This window comes from Paenibacillus sp. 01T424, from assembly GCF_056398745.1.
This window is the reverse complement of sequence record NZ_JBFTPZ010000001.1, coordinates 424455-447667: the sequence shown is the minus strand read 5'-3', so window position 1 is coordinate 447667 and position 23213 is coordinate 424455. Positions and strand designations below refer to the sequence as shown.

Genomic DNA, 23213 nt, shown 5'->3' with positions numbered 1-23213 from the left:
TCTTTTTTTGAAAGAATAGAAATGTTGTGCAATAAAGTGGTTGTAAAAACATAACATACATTTCGATTTTACGGGTTGAATTGAATGGAATGTCCACGTATGGTGAAGAGGAAGAAAATGATTATTAAGTAGCAGCCCAAATGACATCCAGCAGAGGTGCAAAGCAATATGCCTAAAATTAATTTATTTACTAAAATCGTTGCTCTAATCATCATTATGCTGGTTCCGATTATGCTGCTCTATTTCTAMTCTAATAAGACCAGCACCGACATTCTTGGTGAGGAGCTTAACAAGTCGAATACGAATCAGCTCCTATTCTTTCAGAATCAAGTCAATACAAGCATCGACTCGATGGCCCTTTGGCCTGACTTATTGATACAGGATCCAGATATTTCGTCGCTTCGCGATATTTTTACGGAAATGCCGGAGCTGAGTCTGGGCATGATTACTTTGATCAAAAGAATTCAAACGAAGCTGGCCATTCAGCAAAATTCATCGAAATGGCGAAGCAGCCTTCATATCTATTCACCGATACTCCATAGAGATATTTCGGATAATGACGTTGTGCTTTATGACGACGCCGATTTGAAAAAAAGATTAAAGCCTGGCTGGCAAGTGAAGGCCGCTGAAAATAATGAATTTGTTTTCTCTCGTTATGCGGTAACACCGTATTCCAGTTACTTGGACCCAAGCAGCTCGAACCTGGTCATTGAGGTGCAGTTTGACAGCTCGAACATTAAAGATATGCTGGACAAGTTCAAGAGCGATGGCCGCCGAGAGCCATTTTATTATTTGGAAGGCGTCGGCGTTATTTATAATCGCTCGGCAGATAAGGAACTGACGAACAACGTGATCCATTTGTTGAAGCAACAGCCGCTTCAAGACTTGGAAAGCCGGACGATTGATTTGGGCGGGGAAAAATATTTGGTCAATATCGTGAAGTCAGAAACGATTGGTTGGCATTTGATCGATTATATTCCGATTTCCGAAATCATTCGGCCTATTCAAAAGACAAATCAATTATTTTATGTATCTTTGGCAGGCTTATTGCTGTTATGCTGCATCGCTGCTTATCTTTTATATGCGCAGGTACAGGTTCCTATTAAGCATCTCATCGTTGGTTTTCAAAAGCTGAAAAATGGTGATTATTCGGTTCGAATGAAGCCGCGCGGCAGGAGCGAGTTTGGTTTTCTTTATACGCGCTTCAACTTAATGGTCGCTCAAATTCAAGAGCTGTTTGAAACGGTATATTTGGAAAAAATTCATGTGCGGGAAGCACGTTTAAAACAGCTGCAATCACAAATCAATCCGCATTTCTTCTATAATTGCTTCTCGTTCATCTCGAGTATGGCCAAGCTTGAAAAGAATGAAGCAGTCGTTGCCATGTCGCATCATTTGTCCAACTATTACCGTTATACGACAAGGCAGGAACGCGATCTTGTTACGATGTCAGAGGAAATTAATTTTGTGACCAGCTATTTGGAAATTCAAAAAATGCGCATGCCGCGACTGCTGTATTCGATCAGCTTGCCTGCGGATATGCGCCATCTTGAAATTCCGCCGCTGATGCTGCAGCCGCTCGTTGAGAATGCAGTTATTCATGGTATTGAGGCATGGACGGATGCATCTATTATTCAAATAACGGGAGAGTGGCATGAAGAAGGAGCACGGCTTGTCGTAGAGGATGACGGCAAGGGAATGAGCATGGAGGATATTCTTATCCTTCAGCACAAAATGCAAAATCAAATGGATGAGCAAATGGGCTGCGGGTTATGGAATGTTCATCAGCGCATGCACTTAAGATTTCGCGGATCAGCAGGGGTTAGCTTCTCATCCTCAAATCTTGGAGGTCTAAAAGTCACGATTACTTGGTCACCAAGCTAGATAAAAAAAGGGGTTTTCAAATGATTGAAATTTTATTGATTGATGATGAGTCGTACGTTACGGGAAGCTTGGAGAAGACTATTCCCTGGCTCTCGATTGGCGTAAAAAGCGTGTATCAAGCGACATCTGCCTTTGAAGCGCTGGAGCTTCTTGAAGAAAACTCAATAGATATTGTCGTTACCGATATTGCGATGCCGGAAATGAACGGGCTTGAGCTTGTTCAAGAGATCAGCCAGCGCTGGCCTAATATCAAATGCATTTTGCTTACAGGGCATTCTGATTTTCAATACGCCAAAAAGGCCGTTCAGCTGCAAGCATTTGATTATATATTAAAGCCGGTAAATGACGATGAATTTGTGAAAACGATATCGGGAGCAATCGAAGCGTTAAAGGATGAATGGGAGCAGGCAGAGAAATATCAACAGCTGCTGTATGATCGCAAATCTGATTTCAAGGTGCTGCGCGCCAATTTTATGGTCGACTTGGTATTAGGCAGACAGCTTTCGCCAAAGACGATTAAAGAGAAGCTGACGCAATACGAAATTTCTCTTGAGATAGAACGTCCAACTGTCATGATGCTCGTCCAACTGGGCAAACAATTTTCACATCTGGATTATAGCTCTTCCTCACTTATGGAGTTTGCCGTAGGGAATATAGCGGAGGAGTCGTTTGCTCAGCATTTCCATGTATGGCATTGCAAAGCGCCGCATGAATATTTGCTTATTATGGCGCAGCCTAAAACGGAAGCTGGCGAGAAATCAGAATTTAGTGTGGAAAGCCGCAATTTACGTAAAACGATACTTGCCGAAGCAACCAAGAAGCTTCGTACAAATGTGAGCAACTATCTCAAAGGAGATATCTCCATTGTCGTTACGGATTGGTTCGAGTTTCCAAGTGCGATTACGACTGCGTATCGTTCAGGCCTAGGAGCGATGTTCATGATTGCAAATGAAGAGCAGCACTCTATTCATTATTTGGAGGATCGCTCGGGCAAGGACAACACTTTTGTTAAATCAATGGAAAGCTTATATAAGCCGCCTACGATGATAACCTTGCTGGAGTCGAAGCGCTGGGATGCGGTAGAGCAGAAAATTAAAGATGTTTTTGCCGATTTGAAAAATACAAGATTCTCAAGAGAGCATCTATACGAGGTATACTTAGCGCTTACCAATGCTTTTATGTATATTACGCATAGACAGGGCCAATACGTATCCCAAATCAATGAGCTGGGTATCGATTTTATTTTGGATCAAACGGTTGTACTATCGCCTGATCGGCTGGAGGATTGGTCAATTGGCGTATTGCATAAGCTGCAAAGCGTGCTTTCAGTGAAAGAGGAAAGCTCCAAAAGCTTTATCGTTAAGCAGGTACAGGAAATTGTTGCGAACAACCTTAGCTTAGATACGACTGTAAAAACGATTGCTGATCGCGTGTTTCTTCATCCGGTTTATCTCTCGAAAGTATTTAAAGCGGAAACGGGAGAAAGCTTAAGTGAATGGATCATCGGAATGAAGATGGAGCGGGCGCTTTATTTGCTGAAAAATACGAACAAAAAAATATATGAAATAACGAGTGAGCTTGGTTATCAGAATCCGCAATATTTTAGCAAAACGTTCAAAAAATATTATGGTATGACACCTCAGGAGTTTCGCGAACAGTAAAGTGGTTGTAAAAGGTGCTGATATGTTCGCTTTGTGTCATAGGCTGAAATTGCCCCTAAGCCTATAATTAAGCATGTAGAACATAATCATGAGKGGGATTACAATGAATATGAAAACAAAGAAACGGTTCACGTTCATGCTTTGTATGCTTCTAATCGTATCAGCCATCATTGGCTGCTCGAACAGCGGCAACAAGGCAGAGCCGTCGAATAAGCCAAGCGACAACACTTCCGCGGGCAATGAGGAAAACCCTTACAAAGAGAAATACGATCCGCCGGTTACGATTTCCACTGTATGGGGAGTAGACCCTGCGCTAACCTTCCGTGAGGGAGAAACGATTGAAAACAACGTGGCAACAAAATGGGCGCTCGATACGCTTGGTATTAAAGTAGATTCCCTTTGGTCAGTGACGGATACAAATGGAGCATTTGCAACAAAAATGCGCCTTGCGATGTCTTCAGGGCAAAAAATGCCCGATGTTGCTGTCGTTGGCGACAAGCTGCTGGCACAAGATCTAATTGACTCCGGCATGTTCCAAGACGCAGGCGAGCTGTTCGATAAATATGCCGGCGAGAAATGGAAAGCGGCAATGAATCTTGATACCAGCGTATGGAATGCTTACATGCGTGATGGAAAACGAATCGGTATCCCTTTACTTGATTATGCTTACAACAACGACTATGTGCTCTGGATTCGTCAAGACTGGATGGATAAGCTTAATTTGAAAGCTCCAAAAACGATTGCTGAGCTGGAAACGGTAATGGAAGCTTTTAAAAACAATAATCCACAAGGATTGTCGCCAGAAAAAGTTGTTCCACTAAGCGTTGGCTTTAAAACGTCGATGAACACTTGGATGGGTGACCCATCATGGGTATTTGGCGCATATGGCACACTTCCAGCACAATGGAATGTGGCAGCGGATGGAACTTTGGAATACGGTTCTACGAACGCAGGCATGAAGCAAGGTCTAATTAAACTTAAAGAATGGCGCGACAAAGGTTATATTCCGAAAGAAGCAGCACTATGGGATGAGAATAAAACGTCTGAACCAGCTGTAGCTGGAACAGCAGGCATTATCCCTGGACCTTATTGGATGAGCGGCTGGCCGCTGCTGGATACAGCAAAAAATGCTGAAGGCGCAGTATGGAAGCCTTATGCGATTCCAACTGGTGAAGACGGTAAAGCAATGCGTCATGGCACTTCCTTTGTAAATGGCGTTATTCTGATCAATAAAGATATGAAAAATCCAGAAGCTTTCTTCACTTATGAGAACTATCTATTCGAAAACCTAGCTGACCCGCAAGAAGGAAGCCCGTTCGAGCTAGGCGCTTTTGAAGGTTATGATTACGCTCTTGATGCTAGCGGCAAACCGCTGTACTTGGATGATGTTCCAGGCGGTGCGATTACGGCTCCACTACGTTATTTCATTGTACGCGACGGTGCGCGTATTCCTGATGCACAGTTTAAAGCATTGCTTAACCTAGCTGAAGGCAAAGAAGCAAAAACTTATCGCGAGAAGGAAGTTGTTGCGCAGTACGGACCGGAAACGGCGCTTGCGGCAACTGTCGTTATGGAGCAAGATGCGATTTCCAAGAAAGATATGTTTGTAGGACCTCCTACCAAAACAATGAAATCACGCATGGACTATTTGAAAAAAATTGAAGCTCAAACGTTTAACGAAATCATTTATGGCGCTAAACCGGCTGAAGCTTTTGATGAATTCGTAAAGAGCTGGAAGTCATCCGGCGGCGACGATATGACGAAAGAAGTTAATGAGTGGTATGCTAGTTTAACGAAATAAGCTTGACGAAATGCGGTCCCTGAGGGGCTGCATTTTTTTGTGTTATGCAGCAAGCTGAATTCACATGTTGGATGGCAAAAGTGGTTGCATTTGTGCCATGAATGTTGGGTTTGTTAGCTACTTCAATTTTTCCGTCGCTGATATAATTTTTATATAAGGAACGCGATGCATACGTGCCGTGAAAGGCTGATTGCGTTCTGCATTTCATCCAGCGGGAGGAACAAAACATGTCTCAGCAGCAAACAATTCAACAAGATGACATTTCGGTATCTGTTGTCAAATCAAAAGGAAAACCGCTGTTTTATTACCTCATAAAGCAATGGCCATTCCATCTTATGGTGCTTCCATCCCTCGTCTTTCTAATCATCTTCGCATACTTGCCAATGGGTGGACTTGTAATGGCTTTTCAGGATTATAAACCATGGCTAGGCCTGACAGGCTCGGAATGGGTTGGACTGGATCAGTTCCGCTATTTGTTCGAGAGGCAAGACAGCCTGCAGGTGATCTGGAACACGCTAATCATCGCTATTTTCAAAATGGTACTGAATCTTTTTGCTCCATTCGTATTCGCTATTCTTTTAAATGAAATTAGAAAACAGCTTGTCAAACGTTTTGTACAGACGCTAGTCTATTTGCCGCATTTTTTATCTTGGGTTATCTTGGGCGGCATTCTTACGGATCTTCTATCGACGGAAGGCGGGCTGGTGAACCGTCTCCTAACAGGAATATTCGGAATCGAGCCGATCTTCTTCCTAGGCGATGGCGACTGGTTCCGCTTCACCGTTATCCTCTCTGATGTATGGAAAGAGTTTGGCTTCGGTACCGTCGTATTCCTTGCAGCGCTCGCCAACGTTAACCCATCGCTTTACGAGGCAGCAGAGGTGGATGGCGCAAGCCGCTGGAAGCAGACGCTTCATATTACGGTTCCGTCGATGATTCCAATTGCTATTGTAGTCGGTACACTGGCGCTCGGAAACGTGCTGAATGCGGGCTTCGATCAAATTTTCAACCTTTATAATTCATTGGTTTACGCGAAGGGCGATATTATTGATACGTTTGTATACCGCACAGCTATTTTAAGCGGCGAAATGGGCTTTGGTACGGCAATCGGATTGTTTAAATCGGTGATCAGCTTTGTCTTAGTCGTTATCTCCTATCGCCTTGCTTACAAACTAGCCAATTACAGAATTTTTTAAATAATATAAGCAAGATCGCGAAACGAGTTAGCCGTCTGAGGACGCGATGGCCGTTTACGCTAGCCAAAGGAGGACCTGCCGAATGTATCATAAATCACCATCCTATCGCGTTTTCAACACGTTTAATACGATCCTATTGATCGTTCTTGCCCTGCTATGTGTGATTCCGCTGCTGCATGTGCTTGCCGTTTCGCTAAGTGCAAAGGCGGCTGCGGATGCTAATATCGTCGGTCTATGGCCAGTCGATTTCACGTTGGATGCTTACCGAAAAACGACAAGCAATCCAATCTTTCTAAACTCGATGTGGATCGCCGTTCAGAGGACGGTAATCGGAACGCTATTGACTTTGTTGTTAGCCTTCTTGGCAGCTTATCCGCTATCCAAAGAAAACACCGCATTCCGCGGCAGAAATATTTATGCATGGCTGTTCGTATTCACGATGCTCTTTAATGGGGGACTTGTCCCGTTTTATATGGTCATTCAAAAGATTGGCCTTATGGACAACTTTTGGGTACTCGTCCTTCCAGGAGCGGTTAATGTCTTCTTAACCATCCTTATGCTCAACTTTTTCCGCGGAGTACCCAAGGAGCTGGAGGAAGCAGCGCTCATTGATGGAGCAGGTCATTTCCGTACATTGTTCAGCATCTATCTACCCGTTTCGTTGCCGGCCATTGCAACGCTCGCTTTGTTCAGCATGGTCTTTCATTGGAATTCATGGTTTGACGGCCTGCTTTATATCGGAGATCCAAAGCGTTATCCGCTGGCCACATTCCTTCAAACGGTTATCATCCAGCGCGATATGAGCTCGATGAGCATGAACCCAGCTGATTTAGCGCTAATCTCACAAAAAACAGTGAAATCAGCCCAAATCTTCATCGGCGCTCTCCCGATACTTATCGTATATCCATTCCTCCAAAAGTTTTTTGTCAAAGGATTGGTAATGGGTTCAGTAAAAGAGTAATCGAGTAAACACAACATGCACTCACATCCCACCAAAACAGAGGGGCTGTTTCAAACGTAGATTTATCTACGCTAGGAACAGCCCCTCTGTATTTCTGTGTTTTATTGATGAAGTTTAAGCAGAGCGACGCGATTGCCAACTCTAACGAACCCAGTAGCTCTTATTCAAACGTTTCGTACTAGATTAATAATCTAACGAACCTCAGTATCGTTATTTCGGGAAAAGTAACACATATCACCCCAAATAACATGAGATAACGTCCCTAGGGTTCGTTAGAACTTTAGCAAAGTAGTTTTCAGCCAAATAAGCATCAAACAGTTCCTTAAAGAAGTAATCAGCGAATTATACACCCAAAGTAAAGCGTGTCCCAAAGGGACGAAAGCGTTCCAACGCAAACGCAGCAAAAGAGCGCATGGCTAGCTTTAGCGTTAGTCCAATTGCGGGTGTCCAGAGGGCGCAGCCCTTGGGGCCCACCCTTGGAAGGGAGGGTTTGGGAGGGTTCGAAACGCTTTTGAAGTTTGGTTAACAAGTAATCAGCGGGTTATGCACCCAAAGTAAAGCGTGTCCCAAAGGGACGAAAGCGTTCCAACGCAAACGCAGCAAAAGAGCGCATGGCTAGCTTTAGCGTTAGTCCAATTGCGGGTGTCCAGAGGGCGCAGCCCTTGGGGCCCTCCCTTGGAAGGGAGGGTTTGGGTGGGTTCGAAACGCCTTGAAGGTCTGGTAGAAGCCTCTAAAGGTTTGGTTCCTCCCTCTAATGGTTTGGTTGTCTCAAAGAACTTCTCTTCTTCGAACGCACAGCTTCAACTAGCTCATGAATGAGATAGGCTGCATATATCGTGATAAACGCCATAATGAAGTAACCGTATCGTTCAAACGTAATAAATGGCAGTGATGTAAATATGAAATATAAAATGGTTATTATCAATATAGATAGTTCTTTGCGTTTGCTTTTAAAAATAACGGTCATGAGCAACCCAATTACTCCGAGCAATAGCAGCACGTAGTGATATACGCCCACGATGGGTTTCGAAATATGAAGTACGGGCTTCCAATAATAAGGTACTTTGACCATATCGACTACCCGATCAACGGTGTAATGTTTAATATAACGATTGCGATCCGTTTCAAATCCATAGTTTCTAATTTTTTTGGCAAGCTCAGCTTGAATTTCATTGGATTCGATGGCATCTTTCGCCTCGCCTAACCGCGTAAAATCCTCTTTGAATTTCTCTTCTGCACCAGCAGGATATCTCCAATCGATCATAGCTCCTAATACAGATGGATTGCCGGACGAGAGCGTGAGCGGAATAAACTTATCAAATACGACAGCATTTCTGATCCACCAAGGGGAAATGCAAATTAATATTACAGCAGATACAACAATAGCAGGTTTAATAATCTCTTTTATTTTATATCCTCGAACTAGCATGTAGATTAAAAATACGACCGGAAGGAGTGCAAAGTTTGGCCTTGCATATATCCCGATACTTAAACTTACTGCTGCAATGGCGAACCAACTCAATTTCTTTTTATCTACAGCTACAATTCCGGTATAAATAAACAGCCATAAAAACAACTGCCCAAAGGCTTCCGTTAAAATCAAATTTGCTGCCATATAGTTAGGTGCATATAGCGCAAACAGTAGGATTGCTATTACACCAATTCGTTCATGGAAAAATCGTCGACAAACTTGATAAAGAAGAATCATCGTTCCTGCCATCATTAAAACTTGAAGAATGCGGAATGCAGTAATTCCCTGCCAATATCCAAATATCTTCATACAAAATGCCAACACCATCGTAAGGGCAGGCATAATAAATACAGTCGAATCTTCTACTTTGTGATAAGTAAATGTACCTTCATTAAGCAATGTCTCGGCACTTCGTATATATTTTACATCATCGTTATTATATTCTTCGAAATTGCCTAAATACATATCGCTGCCTTGCTGAAACGTTATGAATGTTCCTATTGCAATGAAAAACACAACAACAGCTGCTAAAATAATACGGTATAAAAGTGCCTCATTGCCTACTTTTTGAAAAATTTTCATTTCATTGCCCCGCTTTTCATGATTTATAACACTTATAAATAATAATGTGACCTCAAGCTTTGTGTCTAATGGGTCTATTTGGGTTAAACGAGTTCTTTCAAGTTACAACCATTCCTATCATTCCTAGTTTTTATTCTGCTGCTCACCTTTCGCTTATATTAACTCCATTATAACGTGTATCATATGAAAAATGTTCCAATCCGTTGGAAGAAAAATGGATTAGTATATTTGCTGTCTATAAACGTTCGTACAGTTGCACTTGTTCATCCTGTCATAAAGTAAGCTGAGGTGAACTTTTGTGTATAAGAAAAAGTATGCAAGTCGCAATATAAGAGGAAAACTGCGGGTCTGCAAATACTTATGTGCGAATAAAAAATTGAAGCGGTATGTACCGAATACGGTATCATTCAGCCGTGAGCACTTGCAGATGATGCTAAACCGTCATAACACCGTTTATGTCAAGCCAGATATTGGCTCACTCGGTTTGGGCATATTTAAGCTGAAACGGGTGAATTCGGGTTATGAGCTTTATTCAATCGTTAAGAAAAAACAAATACAAAAATTTTATCATTCCGTTTCCGAAGCTTATTCGCAAATAAAGAAAATGAAATCGAGTAAGCTCATTATTCAAAAAGGAATATCATTAGATCGCGTGGATGGATGTCCCTACGATATTCGAGCGATGGTTCAGCGGAAGCCGGAAGGCAAGTGGGTTTGTACGGGTTTAATGGTAAAGGTAGGAGCTCGCCATAAAATCGTAACGAACTATTATCAAGGCGGAGCAATCTATTCGATGAAAAAACTTGGAGAAAGGCAAGGACTTTCTATTGAAGCAACTGATAAGCGGATCAGCAGACTAAGCAAGGTGGCCTTGCGAATATCACGGACATTAAGTAAAAAACGATCGGGTATGCACGAGCTTGGCATCGACTTTGCATATGATCAGAAGCAGCAGTTATGGGTTCTTGAGGTGAATTCCAATCATCCGCAATTTCATCCGCTTAAAAAGCTTGATCCTTCGGCCTATAAAAAAATGAAACATTTTGCTGCCAGCTACGGAAGGCGCGATGCAAAATGAAAAAAAATGTAAAGCAGATCGAGACGATTTCTCGATCTGCTTTTTTTATACTTATTAATGATTGCGCTTACTCCAATGATTGAAAAGTATCATTTTTAGTTGTTCAGATAGCTATTAGTGCGTTTATGATCGCGATAGAATACTAGTAGAACAACTAGAGCAAGGGGGATTGAGTAGTGGCGCAACTATCCGTTAATGAAGAACTATTAAAAAAACCAAAACCTAAAACTAAAAATGCGTTTCTGCGTTTCGCAAAACAATGGGACATTCAAATGATGGTATTGCCGGCATTGTTACTAATCATCGTGTTTAGTTACATCCCAATGTACGGTATATTGATGGCATTTCAAGACTACAGCATCTTCAAAGGTTTTATGGCAAGCGAATGGGTTGGATTAAAACATTTTGACATGTTCTTCAGCTCCCCGGAGTTTTTCAAGGTCATGCGAAATACGGTTATTATCAGCTTGTTGAAATTTTTCATTGGATTCCCGGCACCGATTTTGCTGGCGCTTATGCTTAACGAAGTGAAAAACCTAATGTTTAAGCGGCTGGTTCAAACGGTAAGTTACCTGCCTCACTTTATGTCATGGGTAATCGTTGCGGGACTGATTATGTCAATGCTGTCCACGGACAATGGAAGCATTAACATCGTACTTGAGAAAATGAACTTTATCGATGAACCGATCAACTTTCTATCACTTCCAGAATTATTCTGGTCCATCCTCGTTTCGACTGGAGTATGGAAGGAAATTGGATTTGGCTCCATCGTATATCTAGCAGCAATAGCAAGTATTGATCCTAGCATGTATGAAGCAGCATCTATGGATGGCGCGAGTAAATTCAAACAAATCTTTTTGATCACATTGCCTTCGATCATGCCGGTTGTCCTTATCTTCATGATTCTGGCGATTGGTAATCTACTCAATGCAGGTTTCGAAGACATTCTATTGCTTGCTGTAAATCCTGTACTCAGGGACGTGTCAGATGTTATCGATACGTACGTTTATCGAGTCGGGATACAAAGCTCTAGATACTCATACGCAACAGCGGTTGGATTGTTCAAAGCCGTTATCAGCGTAGGACTTTTGACAATGGCGAACTTTCTGGCACGCAGGGCCGGCAGCAGCTTGTGGTAAACTATACAATTAGCCCGGAAAGGCGGATGATGCAGTGATCAGGCTCAGTTTTGGAGACCGCGTGATGACGGTGACCATCTACATCTTACTAACGTTACTAGCTTTTATGACCTTTTATCCATTCTGGAATGCACTTGTCATATCCTTCAACAGCGGAATAGACACCTCCATGGGGGGCGTAACCTTTTGGCCGCGTGATTGGACTTTAGAAAACTACGGTATCGTATTCAAGGATGAACGATTGGTAACTGCGTTTCTGGTTTCGATCAGTCGGACGGTTGTCGGTACAATCGCATCCATATTTATAACGGCATTATTCGCCTATGGCCTCTCGAAGAAAGAATTGATGGGCCGCAAGTTTTACATGATCTTGTGTATCATTACGATGTACTTCAGTGGTGGACTTATTCCTTCTTTCTTGCTCATTCGTGAGCTTCACTTAATGAATACATTCTGGGTATTCATTATTCCAACACTAGTCAGCGTTTGGAACATGATCATCTTCCGCACATTCTTCCAAGGCTTGCCTGCAGGGCTTGAGGAATCGGCGAAAATCGATGGAAGCGGCAACTGGGGTATCTTCTTCCGCATTGTTGTTCCACTCTCTGGTCCCGTTATTGCAACGTTGTCGCTTTTCACGGCTGTTTTTCATTGGAATGATTGGTTTGGTCCAAGTATCTACATCACCAATGAGAAGCTGCTTCCTATACAAACGATGCTTAAGCAGATTTTGAACTCTAATATCGTATCGGATCAAATGTCACAGCTAGATTCTGCAGCGCAAGGGCAGTTAGCCAAAATGAGAACGGTAACGAGCAAATCGTTGTCTATGGCAACGATGATGGTTGCCACGATTCCTATCATTATGGTGTATCCATTCGTTCAGAAATATTTCGTTAAAGGTGTTCTTGTTGGATCATTGAAAGAGTAGCAGGCAGTTTAAGACATGTGGTTTAGAGCGAAAGCTTTGAACATATAAAAATGAGCTTGAAAGGGGATAATAAACAGATGAAAAAAAGAAAACTACTCGTCCCAATCGTCTCTGCATTTATGGCCGTTTCTTTAATGGCAGGCTGTAGCGGTAATTCCGGTAAAACAGAAAACGGAGAAACAGGAAGCAAGCCGGAGGAAAATAGCGGCAATAAGCCGGCATCGGTTTATGAACTTGGCAAGGAGCAGCTTGATTTTACCCTTTATGGCCATTATGACTGGTACACTATGCCAGCATGGGGCGGCGACATTACGAGTACTTGGATTAGAGATACAAAGAAAGTAAACGTAAAACCAATCCACTCCGGTGGTGCGGCTCCACAAAAGCTGAATACGATGATCGCGACTGGCGAGCTTCCTGATGCGATCTGGCTAGAGCGCGTTGATGTTGAGAAATTGCGCACAGCTGATCTGCTTGTTCCATTCGATGACTATCTTGATAAATATCCGAACTTGAAAAAATGGTTGGGCGATGAAGGCATCAACATGCTTCGTTCAGAAGATGGCAAGCTTTATCAATTCCCTAACTGGTATACAAAACAACCTAACGGCAACTCTGGTTATGTTGTAAACAAAAAGATCTACACTGAGCTTGGTTCACCTAAGCTTGAAACAACAGATGATCTGTACAGCTACTTGAAGCTGGTTAAAGAAAAATATCCGAATGTTGTTCCTTACGAGCCGCATTTAGCAAAAGATGGACAAGGCCTTGACGTATTGTACTCTGCATTCAAAGAAAACGATCAGAAGTTCCCAGGTATGCGTGCTGTACCTAACGGCGACAAGCTGACTTCGATCTTCCTTGACCCTGAGTACCGTGAAGCAATGCAATATACTTCCAAGCTGTTCCGTGAAAAATTGATTACGCAAGATGCAATGACACAAACCGTTGACCAAATTACTGAAAAAGTAATGACTGGCCGTGTAGCAGTATTTGCATCAGCAAGCCCGACTGAAATTGCAATGCAAGCACATGCTGAGCTTACGAAAAACGATCCAGAAGCTGGATATTTCATGATCTGGCCGATTCACAAAGAAGGCGTTGACAAAAACAAAGTATTCCCTGGTACGTATGGTATGTTAGGCTGGAACGTAACGGTTATTACGAAAAGCGCTAAAAACCCAGAAGCAATCTTCGCTTTCTATGACTGGTTGACTGGTCCTGAAGGACAAAGCGCTTTGATGTGGGGACCTCCAGGAATCTATTGGGATGGCGTAGAAGCTGACGGCGAAACTCCGAAGTTCACAGAAAAATACACTTCTGATGCAAGCGGTCTTGGTAAGCTTCAAGCGATTACAACGAACCTTAACTGGGTTGGTAACACAGTATTCCTAGATACAACAAAAGCTAAATTTGAAGAGTCGTTGCCAGTTGAGCAACAAAACTGGTCTACTCGTTACCAACGTGAAATTACGTGGAAAACGCAATCCAATGCAACAGAATTCATTAACATCGATCCACAACCGGATACAGAAGAAGGTATCATCCGTCAACGTATCGAGGACTTGTTCCTAGAAGTTAGAGCAAAAGCATTGTTCGCGAAAAATGATGCTGAAGTACTAGCTGTTCTTGATAAAGGCGAAAAAGATGCTCAAGCTGCTGGTTATGATAAATTGCTAGCATTCAAAACAGAAAAATGGCAAGCTAACCTTGCAAAAATGAAAGCTGAATAAGCCATAGCTTTTCGTAAAAACGACGGGTATACTAAGATATTTAGTGTACCCGAGTTTTTTCGTTTTAATAGAATGATGAAATGTTCGATGAACGTAAAGCCTTTGCCTAATTGGAGCTGATAACATCATGTATAAAGTATTGCTGGCGGACGACGAAAAGCTAGATTTGGAAGGTATGCGTGCTTTTATTCCTTGGACAGATCTCGGTATGGAAATCGTAGCGGGTGTGATGAACGGATTTGATGCTTGTAAAGTGCTGGATACGGAAAAAATAGATATTCTTGTGACTGACGTCCGTATGCCTAATATGACGGGGCTTGAGCTGGCTAGACGCGCACTCGAGATGTCGAAGGATATTAAAATTATTTTCGTAAGCGGATATCAGGATTTCAGCTATGTTAAGCAGGCATTGTCGCTTAATGCTGTCAATTATGTTTTAAAGCCGATGGATGATCAGGAGCTGATTGATTCCCTGCTTAAGGTTCGAGATGTTTTGGACCATGAGCAAGAGCGGCAAAATACATATGGTCAAATGGTTCCGATCGTAAAAAATGAATATATGCTGCAATTGCTTGAAGGAACGAGCGATGACAAAACCATTGAGGTATTGAGTCAAGAATATGAGATGAATCGTTTTCTCTATCCCGGCTTAGTAGCCGTAATTGAAGTGGATGATTTGTCTTGGAAACTGAACGATGAGACGCGGGCAGAGCAGGATGAGATTCAGCAAGTGGTATCGATCTGTAAGGAGTTTGGCATTTCGCATATTTGTAAAATAAGCAAATTCCGGGTTGCGATTCTCATTGAGCAATCGGATAAAGATGTTTTGCCACTCAAGATCGTTAATCGAGTCAACGAACAGCATACCTTCTCCATTACCGCAGGCGTTGGTGAATTATGTGATTCGATCAACGAATTCTCGGCCTCCTATCGTCAGGCCGTTGAAGCTTTGGATTTGAAAATGTTTTACGGCAAAGGAAAGGTCATTGGTCACGGCGAGGTTAGGCCGGCAGAGAAAGAGGATGTCAAGCATCTCGATGCGAAGCTGGAAGCCTTGTTTGTTGCGATGTCGGGTTATGAGCTCGTTCGCATTCATGATGAGCTGGATGACTTATTTCAGGTTGCCAAAAACTTAAAGTCAAAGTTTACGCTGCGCAACTATGCGCTTTATATCGTAATGAAGCTTGATAATTATTTGCAAAGAACGAATGAAAATGTATTTCAGCTGTTTGGCATGGAGCTGAATAATTACGATATCATTATGCAGTTTGAGACGATCAACGATATTCATGTGTGGCTGAGACGCAGGGTTTACGAAATATCCGAAACTTTGCAGGCAAACAAGCATAAAAAAAATTGGAAGCTTATTAAACAAATGATTGATTATATGAAAGAACGTACACATGATAACATTACATTGCGTGATTTGGCGGAGCAATTTTCATTATCGCCGAACTACCTTGGCCTTATTTTTAAAGAGGAGACAGGTAAAAACTTCAGCGAATATTTTATTCAGCTGCGCATGGAGAAATCGTGTGAGCTGCTCAAAACAACAAATATGAAAATTTATGAGATAGCAGATCAAGTAGGCTATCGTCACTTGCCATATTTCAGCAAACAATTTAAAGAAATGTACGGTATGACGCCGTTGGAGTTTAGACGAAAATGACCAAACATAAGAAGGAGCATCGTTATATTCCGTTTGGGATTAAAATTATGCTCACCTACAGCTTGTTTATCATGGTGCCGGTGATCCTAATTGGCTATGCAGCGAATGTTATTTTTACAAGCTCCGTTCAAGAGCGAACCCGCGAGATTAATCTTGGTACGCTGGCTCAGATGAAGGATAATATTATGTACAAAATGGAGGATGTGTCACGTATATCCGGCATGCTTTATTTTGACAGTAATCTTGCATCCTATTTGCGTCATTATGAAGAAGGCTGGGTTAGCTACGAAGCCACGACTAAGCAGCTCCTTCCAAAAATGCAAACAACGGTGGAGGCAGCAAGCAATAAAATGCGCCTTGCAGTCTATCTACATAACAATACATTGCCGGAAATTTATCACAATTATAATAATACCGATCCGCTGAACGCGGAGGGGCCTTTATTTGATTTGTACCATATTTCTAGAATTAAGGACAGGGCATGGTATATAGATTACCCCGTGGAGCGGTATGGCGAGACCATGCAGTGGAAGCAGGTTGAAGGGGATACAAAATTCGGGCATATTTCCTTGCTCAGAAGACTTGTTAATATGAATGATCCCATTACGCTTGAGGAAATTGGTTTCGTTCGTATTAGCCTGAGACTTACCGATCTGCTCGAGAGCGTTGATTCTGAGAAAATCGGTAAAGGAACGAAAATTTTTGCACTCAACGAGAATGGAAGAATTATGTTCTCCTCCGGTGATACCGATTTTAATATTGGTGAATCGCTGAGTGAAGCGGAAATGGCGAACTATTGGGCCGTAGAGGAAAAGATTCCACAGCTGAATTGGAAGCTGCTCGCACTCGTTCCAACCGATATTATGGAGAAGGCTACGGACAAGGTAAAGTTTTGGACCTTCTTAATTTGCTTGGCTTGCTTTGTTGTATTTTCACTTGCTGGCTTGTATATTTCTCGCTTTTATTCTCGTAAGGTTATCAAAATCGTTCGTGTGCTGGATGCCTTTCAAGAAGGGAATTTCAAGAAAAAGATTCATTTTAAAGGGAAGGATGAATTTACGCGCATTTCCTTCGCTTTAAACGATATGGGTCATAATATTGACGGATTAATTCAAGAAGTCTATATGACAAATATGAAGAAAAAGGAAGCGGAGCTGGAATCGCTGCAAGCGCAAATCAATCCGCATTTCTTATATAACACATTGTCCTCGATCAGTAGATTGGCTAAGTTTGGACAGGTAGATAAGCTGCAGCGAATGGTGCTTGATTTAGCGAAATTTTACCGGTTATCTCTGAATGAAGGTAGAACCGTTATTCCGATTCGGAATGAGCTGGAGCAGATTAATGCCTATATCAATATTCAGAAGACGAAATTCGAAGACGGTATGCAAATCTGGTTTGACATTGATCCTGATATTTTAAGATTTACGACCGTAAAGCTTATTTTACAGCCCTTTATCGAAAATGCGCTTGAGCATGCTTGGTATGGAGCACAGATTAACATTCGAATCGTAGGCAAGATGGAGGGGGATTTAATAACCTTCCAAGTCATTGATGACGGCGTTGGCATTAATCCTGAGATTTTACGCCAAATGTCCGATCCTATTGAGAGAGTGAATGTGGGCTACGGGGTTCGGAATGTGGACGAGCGGATCAAGCTTCATTTTGGAGCAGAATACGGCGTGCGGATCGTGAGCAAAAGAGGAATGGGCACATCCATTTCGATTACGATTCCAGCTAGAAAAAAAGAAATAGAACCAGAACGTCCTATTTAGAATAGGACGTTTTTTTTATGCATTTAGTTTTTTGCCAAGCGGCTAGGGCAGCAGCTCCAAAAATCGTTTGGATGCTGCGGATTGCGGCACACCGCGAAGCGTTGCGATACCAATGCTGCGTGCGGGGATGGGCGGGATCAGCGAAATTTCGACGAGCTCGCCAGAAGCAAGCTCATCAGCAGCATAGCTGCGAACGAGGAAGGCCAGCCCAAAGCCGCTTCGTGCGAACTTTGCAAGCAGATCCATGCTGCCAAGCTCAAGCTCTGGCGTGAGCTTTGTACCATGCGCTGCGGCATACTCGTCAAGGAACTCTCGTGTGCCCGCCCCTTTTTCTAGAAGCAATAACGGGTACTTGCTAATATCCTCAAGCTCTATGGCGGTATCACCAAGAGATGAATAAGCAGGACCACCGACGAGTATATCCTGCAAGGGCACGCTTAACCGAAAGTCTAGCTGACTGTCCGAAGCAGGCATATGTACGATGCCGAAATCAATTTTTCCTTCCTTTAGAAGCTGGATAGTTTCAGGGGTTGTTCGATTCGTCACACGAATGCGAATCTCTGGATATTCCGTATGAAACTGCTCTAAATACGGCATCAAATAATGCCTGCATAACGTGTCGCTTGCACCGATACTAATTTCACCGCTTTGCAGGTTGTGCATTTCTGCGAGCATTTTTTCCCCTGTCTCAATAAAGCTATACGCTTGCTCGATATATCGAAAGAGGACCGCGCCTTCAGTCGTAAGCTTAACCCCCTTGGCCATACGGAAAAAAAGCTGGCCGCCTAGCTTTGCCTCTAATTGCTTAATCGTATGCGTGACGGCTGGCTGTGTAATATAAAGCTGTTCTGCAGCGCGCGATAAGCTTCCTGTCTTAGCCGTCCAATAAAAGACGCGATACCACTCCATGTTTACGATCATAGTTATAATCCCACCTAATATGAACTATTAGTTATATCAATTATTTTAATGTCACATCATTCATTATAATAAACCTTAAAGGGCAATAACAACATTAGGAGGCGATTGAATTGACGGTAACCGCTATAGTGGGAGCGAATTGGGGAGATGAAGGCAAGGGAAAAATGACAGATGCGTTAGCTGCCAAATCCTCATTTGTCGTACGTTATCAAGGAGGCAGCAATGCTGGGCATACGATTATTAACAGCTACGGTAAATTCGCGATGAATATGCTGCCGTCTGGCGTCTTTTATCCAGAGATTACGAACGTCATTGGCCCAGGCACAGCTCTTGATATTGAAGTGCTGCTGCGGGAGAGGACTGAGCTGATAGCACGAGGAGTACCGGAGCCGCAAATTCGAATATCCGAACGAGCACAGGTTGTACTGCCTATTCACCGCTTATTTGACGAGCTGGAGGAGGAAAGGCTTGGCTCAAACGGCTTCGGATCGACGAAAAGAGGCATTGCTCCATTTTATTCTGATAAATATGCGAAGCTTGGCGTACAAGTTGCGGATCTGTATGATGAGCAGCGATTGCTGCAGCGTTTAGAGCAATCCTTGGCAGCCAAGAATGTACTGCTTGAGCAGTTGTACAATAGAAAGCCGATCAAAGCGGAGGAGCTTCTGACCGTGCTGCTCGAGCAAGCGGAGAAGCTGCGGCCTTTCGTTTGTGATACAACGAAGCTGTTAAATGATGCGTATCGAGCTGGAAAGTCGATATTGCTGGAAGGACAGCTTGGGGCGCTGCGTGATCCGGATCACGGCATCTATCCTTACTCCACATCATCGTCTACGCTGGCGGGCTTTGCGCCAGTAGGCGCGGGTCTTCCACCCTATGCAATTACGAGAATCATTGCGGTAGTTAAGGCGTATTCCAGCTGTGTTGGAGCCGGACCGTTCGTCAGTGAGCTGACAGGTGCGGAGGCTGATGAGCTTCGCCGTTTGGGAGGCGATGCAGGAGAATTTGGCGTGAATACAGGGCGCCCGCGCCGAATGGGGTGGTTTGATGCGGTGGCTACGCGTTATGGCTGCATGCTGCAAGGGGCTACGGAGGTTGCGCTGACCAATCTTGATGTTCTAGGATACTTAGATGAAATTCCAGTATGTATAGGTTATGAATTGGGTGGACAAATCATTAAGGATTCATTCCCAGTGACAGCAGCGCTTGCTTCCGCTAAGCCAGTGCTTAAGCGTTTGCCAGGCTGGAACTGCAATATTTCGCAAGCTACAACTTTTGAGCAGTTGCCTGAAGCAGCGCAGCAATACGTTCAGTTTGTGGAAGAAGCCATTGGCGTAAAAGTTGCAAGCGTATCGGTAGGACCGCGTCGTGAGCAGCTAATCACACGATGATTTAGTAAAAGAAAAGCAGAATCCTAATTGGATTCTGCTTTTTTGGCGCGTGGCCATAGGCTATAGCTAAAGCTGATGACAAAATCAATGACGAGAATGATCGACCATAAACGAAGCGTGTTAAATAAAACCTCCGTTCGCACCGCATCGCCGACCATTAAAATCATGCCATACAAGATGGCAGCGCCTATCACCCATGCGAGCAAGTGATGCAGCCAGCCATTTCGCTCGTAGCGAGCATGATCTTTGCCATATTTCGGCTTGCGAGCAGGAGCAGGTCCGCCGGCAAAGCGATGAGCAAACCTTTCATCAGCCCATTTGATCATCCGATGTCCCCAAGCGATGGAAACCCCGATATATATTGCAGCCAAGCTATGTGCGAAGGTAGCTGTTGCGCCGCCGCGGAGATCATAAATAGTAGCAATAACCAATGCCAAATCGATGAGAGGTGTTGCAATCAAAAATATAGCGCCTAGTTTTTTTAAACGGAAAATATAGCGGCATAATAAGCCGATAAGTACAAATAACCAAAATCCTATCTCGCAGCCGATAATAAAAGCGGTAATCATGTGAAGATCTACTCCTTCTGTTAAAATAGGTACATGCATTCAAAAGAATGAACTGAATCGTTAATTAGGGAAGGGTATGAACAAATTATGAAAAAAATACTTGTTGTTGGAAGCATAAATATGGATATCGTTAGTCAGGTCGTAAAATTCCCGCTCCCGGGTGAAACAATCTCCAGTGCAGCCACCTCGTTTTTTCCGGGCGGCAAAGGGGCAAATCAAGCGGTTGCAGCGGCTCGCGCAGGTGCGGAATGTGTGATGATCGGCGCAGTTGGCGAGGATCCTTTTGCTCAGACATTGATTACATCATTACAAGATAATGGAATTTCCACTAGTCAAGTATTACGCAAGCAAGGAACATCAGGTTTCGCTATTATTACTGTGAATGGTGAAGGCGAAAACCATATTGTTTTATCTGAGGGTGCGAATGGTCAACTGTCAGACAAAGATGCAGCAGCGGGTTATGGAGAGTGGTCGGATATTTATGCCGTGCTGCTTCAAAATGAAATACCGTGGGTGACGACGTTATCCGTCATGAATAGTGCTAGCAGCAGCGGCAGTAAAGTATTTTATAACCCTGCCCCGGCAAGGGCTATTCCTGAGCATGTTTTTCCGCTTATTGATACTCTTATTATAAATGAAACCGAGGCGGCTGTTGTTACGGGCTTAACGGTAAACGATGCTTCCTCAGCTCAAGCGGCTGCAGAAGTAGTCATGGGCAAAGGAACAAAAAACGTCATTATAACATTAGGGGAGAAAGGCTGTTTCTATCAAAATAAGCAAGGTGACACAGCTACGATTCCTGCGTTCAAAGTAAAACCTGTTGATACGACGGCAGCGGGCGATACTTTCTTCGGTGCATTCGCGGCTGCAAGCGCCGATGGCTGCCAGGCTGAGCAGGCTTTAATCTTTGCAGCAGCAGCAGCGGCACTAGCCGTTACGAAGGAAGGTGCCCAAGCATCAATCCCCACTAAAGCAGAAATTGAAGCTTTTCTTCAAAGCGAACAGAAAAATTAAAAATAGGCTTGCTAAAACTAATGGTATTAGTTTATTATAAAACTAATATCATTAGTTTTTGTTGAGGAGGCCATTTGAAATGAGAATGACACGCGAGAAAACGGTTGTACAGCTGACCTATTTACCTAAGGTATTTCCAGTAAATTGTTACTTGGTAGAGGAGGCGGAAGGATTGACGTTAGTGGATGCCGCACTTCCAAACAACGTCAATGCCATTCTGAGGGCAGCGGAACAGCTTGGCAAGCCGATTACCCGTATTGTTTTGACTCATGCTCATGCGGACCACATTGGTTCGCTCGACGGGCTGAAAGAAAGGCTTCCAAATGCACAGGTGTTTATATCCAAGAGAGATGCAAGACTGCTTAGCGGTGATCATACGTTAGATCCTAATGAGAGCAGCTTGCCCATACGTGGCGGTTTGCCTAAAAACGTTCGAACAAAACCTGATGTTTTGCTGGTGGATGGTGATCGCGTAGGCTCTTTGCTTGCGGTAGCTGCACCGGGACACACGCCTGGTTCAATGGCATTTCTAGATACGAGGAATGACATTCTCATCGTAGGAGATGCTTTTCAAACTAGAGCAGGCGTTGCAGTATCTGGACAGATAAAGCTGCTGTTTCCCTTTCCTGCAATGGCTACTTGGGATAAACAAACGAGCTTGGAGACGGCTCGAAGGTTAAGAGATTTGAAACCATCGTTGCTCGCTGCTGGCCATGGCAACATGGTGCTGCAGCCTAAACGTTTATTGGATAAGGCGATTGCCACAGCGGAACGTTCTTTGGTTAAATAAATAGGAGAGGGGGGGATTCTATGTCACCTAGAAGAGGGCTTGATTTGGCGACTATCGTAGAGGAAGCAGCTGCCATAGCAGATGAGCTAGGCATCGAAGAGGTTACGCTGGCGACGCTTGCCAAGAAGCTTGGAGTGCGTTCTCCTTCATTATATAACCATGTGGATGGATTAAACGCTTTGCGCATACAGCTGGCTATCTACGGTTTACAGAAGCTGCTTGCAGCGATAAATGAATCGTTACAAAATAAAGAAGGCGATGAAGCAGTTCATGCTATTGCTTCTGCCTACATTTCTTTTGCTAGAAAACATCCAGGCGTGTATGAGCTGACGCTGCGCTCGCCAGATGCGGATGAAGCAGAATATGCAGCTATTGGAGAGCAGCTTGTGGATTTGCTCGTTAAGACGCTAAGCTATTATGAGCTTGGGTATGAGAAGGCCATTCACAGTGTACGGGGATTGCGCAGCTTGCTGCACGGATTCGCTTCGATTGAACAAAAGGGTGGATTTGGCATGCCGCAGGCTATCGACGAAAGCTTAAAAATTGTCATCCAAACGTATTTGAACGGTCTCCGTGTTAAATCATGATAGAAAAGAAGCAGGAGCCAGAGATGCTTAATGGAGTGGCTTGGCTCCCGCTTCGATATT

General features: G+C 43.5%; 18 protein-coding genes. 15 read left to right on the top strand and 3 right to left on the bottom strand.

Annotated elements, in window-relative coordinates:
• Positions 1–168 precede the first annotated feature (168 nt).
• From AC1DPK_RS01850 to AC1DPK_RS01830, 5 genes are all read left to right on the top strand, one after another.
• Positions 169–1884, top strand: coding sequence for a sensor histidine kinase (locus tag AC1DPK_RS01850; protein WP_477509084.1), 1716 nt, complete (start codon positions 169–171; stop codon positions 1882–1884).
• Positions 1885–1904: 20 nt separating this feature from the next.
• The gene (locus tag AC1DPK_RS01845) at positions 1905–3545 is read left to right on the top strand and encodes a response regulator transcription factor (protein ID WP_477509083.1); all 1641 of its coding nucleotides are present in this window, start codon (positions 1905–1907) and stop codon (positions 3543–3545) included.
• A gap of 103 nt (positions 3546–3648) precedes the next feature.
• Positions 3649–5346, top strand: coding sequence for a type 2 periplasmic-binding domain-containing protein (locus AC1DPK_RS01840; RefSeq protein WP_477509082.1), 1698 nt, complete (start codon positions 3649–3651; stop codon positions 5344–5346).
• Positions 5347–5681: 335 nt separating this feature from the next.
• Positions 5682–6542, top strand: coding sequence for an ABC transporter permease (locus tag AC1DPK_RS01835; RefSeq protein WP_076267739.1), 861 nt, complete (start codon positions 5682–5684; stop codon positions 6540–6542).
• 82 nt (positions 6543–6624) lie between these two features.
• The gene (locus tag AC1DPK_RS01830; protein ID WP_076267451.1) at positions 6625–7503 is read left to right on the top strand and encodes a carbohydrate ABC transporter permease; all 879 of its coding nucleotides are present in this window, start codon (positions 6625–6627) and stop codon (positions 7501–7503) included.
• Positions 7504–8254: 751 nt separating this feature from the next.
• Here AC1DPK_RS01830 and AC1DPK_RS01825 read toward each other — a convergent pair.
• Positions 8255–9556 carry a glycosyltransferase family 39 protein gene (locus AC1DPK_RS01825; RefSeq protein ID WP_477509081.1) on the bottom strand — a complete coding sequence of 434 codons (1302 nt, stop codon included), beginning with the start codon at positions 9554–9556 and terminating at the stop codon, positions 8255–8257.
• A 298-nt stretch (positions 9557–9854) separates the two neighbouring features.
• Here AC1DPK_RS01825 and AC1DPK_RS01820 point away from each other — a divergent pair, with 298 nt between their 5' ends.
• From AC1DPK_RS01820 to AC1DPK_RS01795, 6 genes are all read left to right on the top strand, one after another.
• Entirely contained in the window at positions 9855–10634 is a 780-nt protein-coding gene (locus AC1DPK_RS01820) for a YheC/YheD family protein (protein WP_477509080.1), read from the top strand.
• 176 nt (positions 10635–10810) lie between these two features.
• Positions 10811–11773, top strand: coding sequence for an ABC transporter permease (locus AC1DPK_RS01815; RefSeq protein WP_076267454.1), 963 nt, complete (start codon positions 10811–10813; stop codon positions 11771–11773).
• A gap of 34 nt (positions 11774–11807) precedes the next feature.
• The gene (locus AC1DPK_RS01810; protein WP_076267455.1) at positions 11808–12704 is read left to right on the top strand and encodes a carbohydrate ABC transporter permease; all 897 of its coding nucleotides are present in this window, start codon (positions 11808–11810) and stop codon (positions 12702–12704) included.
• Positions 12705–12781: 77 nt separating this feature from the next.
• Entirely contained in the window at positions 12782–14437 is a 1656-nt protein-coding gene (locus AC1DPK_RS01805) for an extracellular solute-binding protein (RefSeq protein ID WP_477509079.1), read from the top strand.
• 127 nt (positions 14438–14564) lie between these two features.
• On the top strand, positions 14565–16106 hold the full coding sequence (locus tag AC1DPK_RS01800; protein WP_477509078.1) for a response regulator: 1542 nt from the start codon (positions 14565–14567) through the stop codon (positions 16104–16106).
• Positions 16103–17881 (top strand): sensor histidine kinase, encoded by a 1779-nt coding sequence (locus AC1DPK_RS01795; RefSeq protein ID WP_477509077.1) that lies wholly within the window; start codon positions 16103–16105, stop codon positions 17879–17881. The genes AC1DPK_RS01800 and AC1DPK_RS01795 overlap by 4 nt, the downstream gene beginning before the upstream one ends.
• Positions 17882–17923: 42 nt before the next feature.
• On the opposite strand, the gene AC1DPK_RS01790 is transcribed toward AC1DPK_RS01795, so the two are convergent.
• Positions 17924–18802 carry a LysR family transcriptional regulator gene (locus AC1DPK_RS01790; RefSeq protein ID WP_477509076.1) on the bottom strand — a complete coding sequence of 293 codons (879 nt, stop codon included), beginning with the start codon at positions 18800–18802 and terminating at the stop codon, positions 17924–17926.
• A gap of 110 nt (positions 18803–18912) precedes the next feature.
• On the opposite strand from AC1DPK_RS01790, the gene AC1DPK_RS01785 reads away from it, so the two are divergent.
• A complete protein-coding gene (locus AC1DPK_RS01785; RefSeq protein WP_477509075.1) occupies positions 18913–20193 on the top strand; it encodes an adenylosuccinate synthase in 1281 nt (426 codons plus the stop codon).
• A 23-nt stretch (positions 20194–20216) separates the two neighbouring features.
• Here AC1DPK_RS01785 and AC1DPK_RS01780 read toward each other — a convergent pair whose 3' ends face one another.
• Complete coding sequence (locus tag AC1DPK_RS01780; protein WP_441876492.1) at positions 20217–20762, bottom strand: hypothetical protein; 546 nt, start codon at positions 20760–20762, stop codon at positions 20217–20219.
• Between the two features lie 87 nt (positions 20763–20849).
• Here AC1DPK_RS01780 and rbsK point away from each other — a divergent pair, with 87 nt between their 5' ends.
• The 3 genes from rbsK to AC1DPK_RS01765 all read left to right on the top strand — a co-directional run bounded on the left by rbsK (position 20850) and on the right by AC1DPK_RS01765 (position 23153).
• Entirely contained in the window at positions 20850–21776 is a 927-nt protein-coding gene (rbsK, locus tag AC1DPK_RS01775) for a ribokinase (protein ID WP_477509074.1), read from the top strand.
• A gap of 79 nt (positions 21777–21855) precedes the next feature.
• Positions 21856–22566 (top strand): MBL fold metallo-hydrolase, encoded by a 711-nt coding sequence (locus tag AC1DPK_RS01770; protein WP_441908367.1) that lies wholly within the window; start codon positions 21856–21858, stop codon positions 22564–22566.
• Positions 22567–22586: 20 nt separating this feature from the next.
• Positions 22587–23153 (top strand): TetR/AcrR family transcriptional regulator, encoded by a 567-nt coding sequence (locus AC1DPK_RS01765; protein WP_477509073.1) that lies wholly within the window; start codon positions 22587–22589, stop codon positions 23151–23153.
• Positions 23154–23213: the final 60 nt, after the last annotated feature.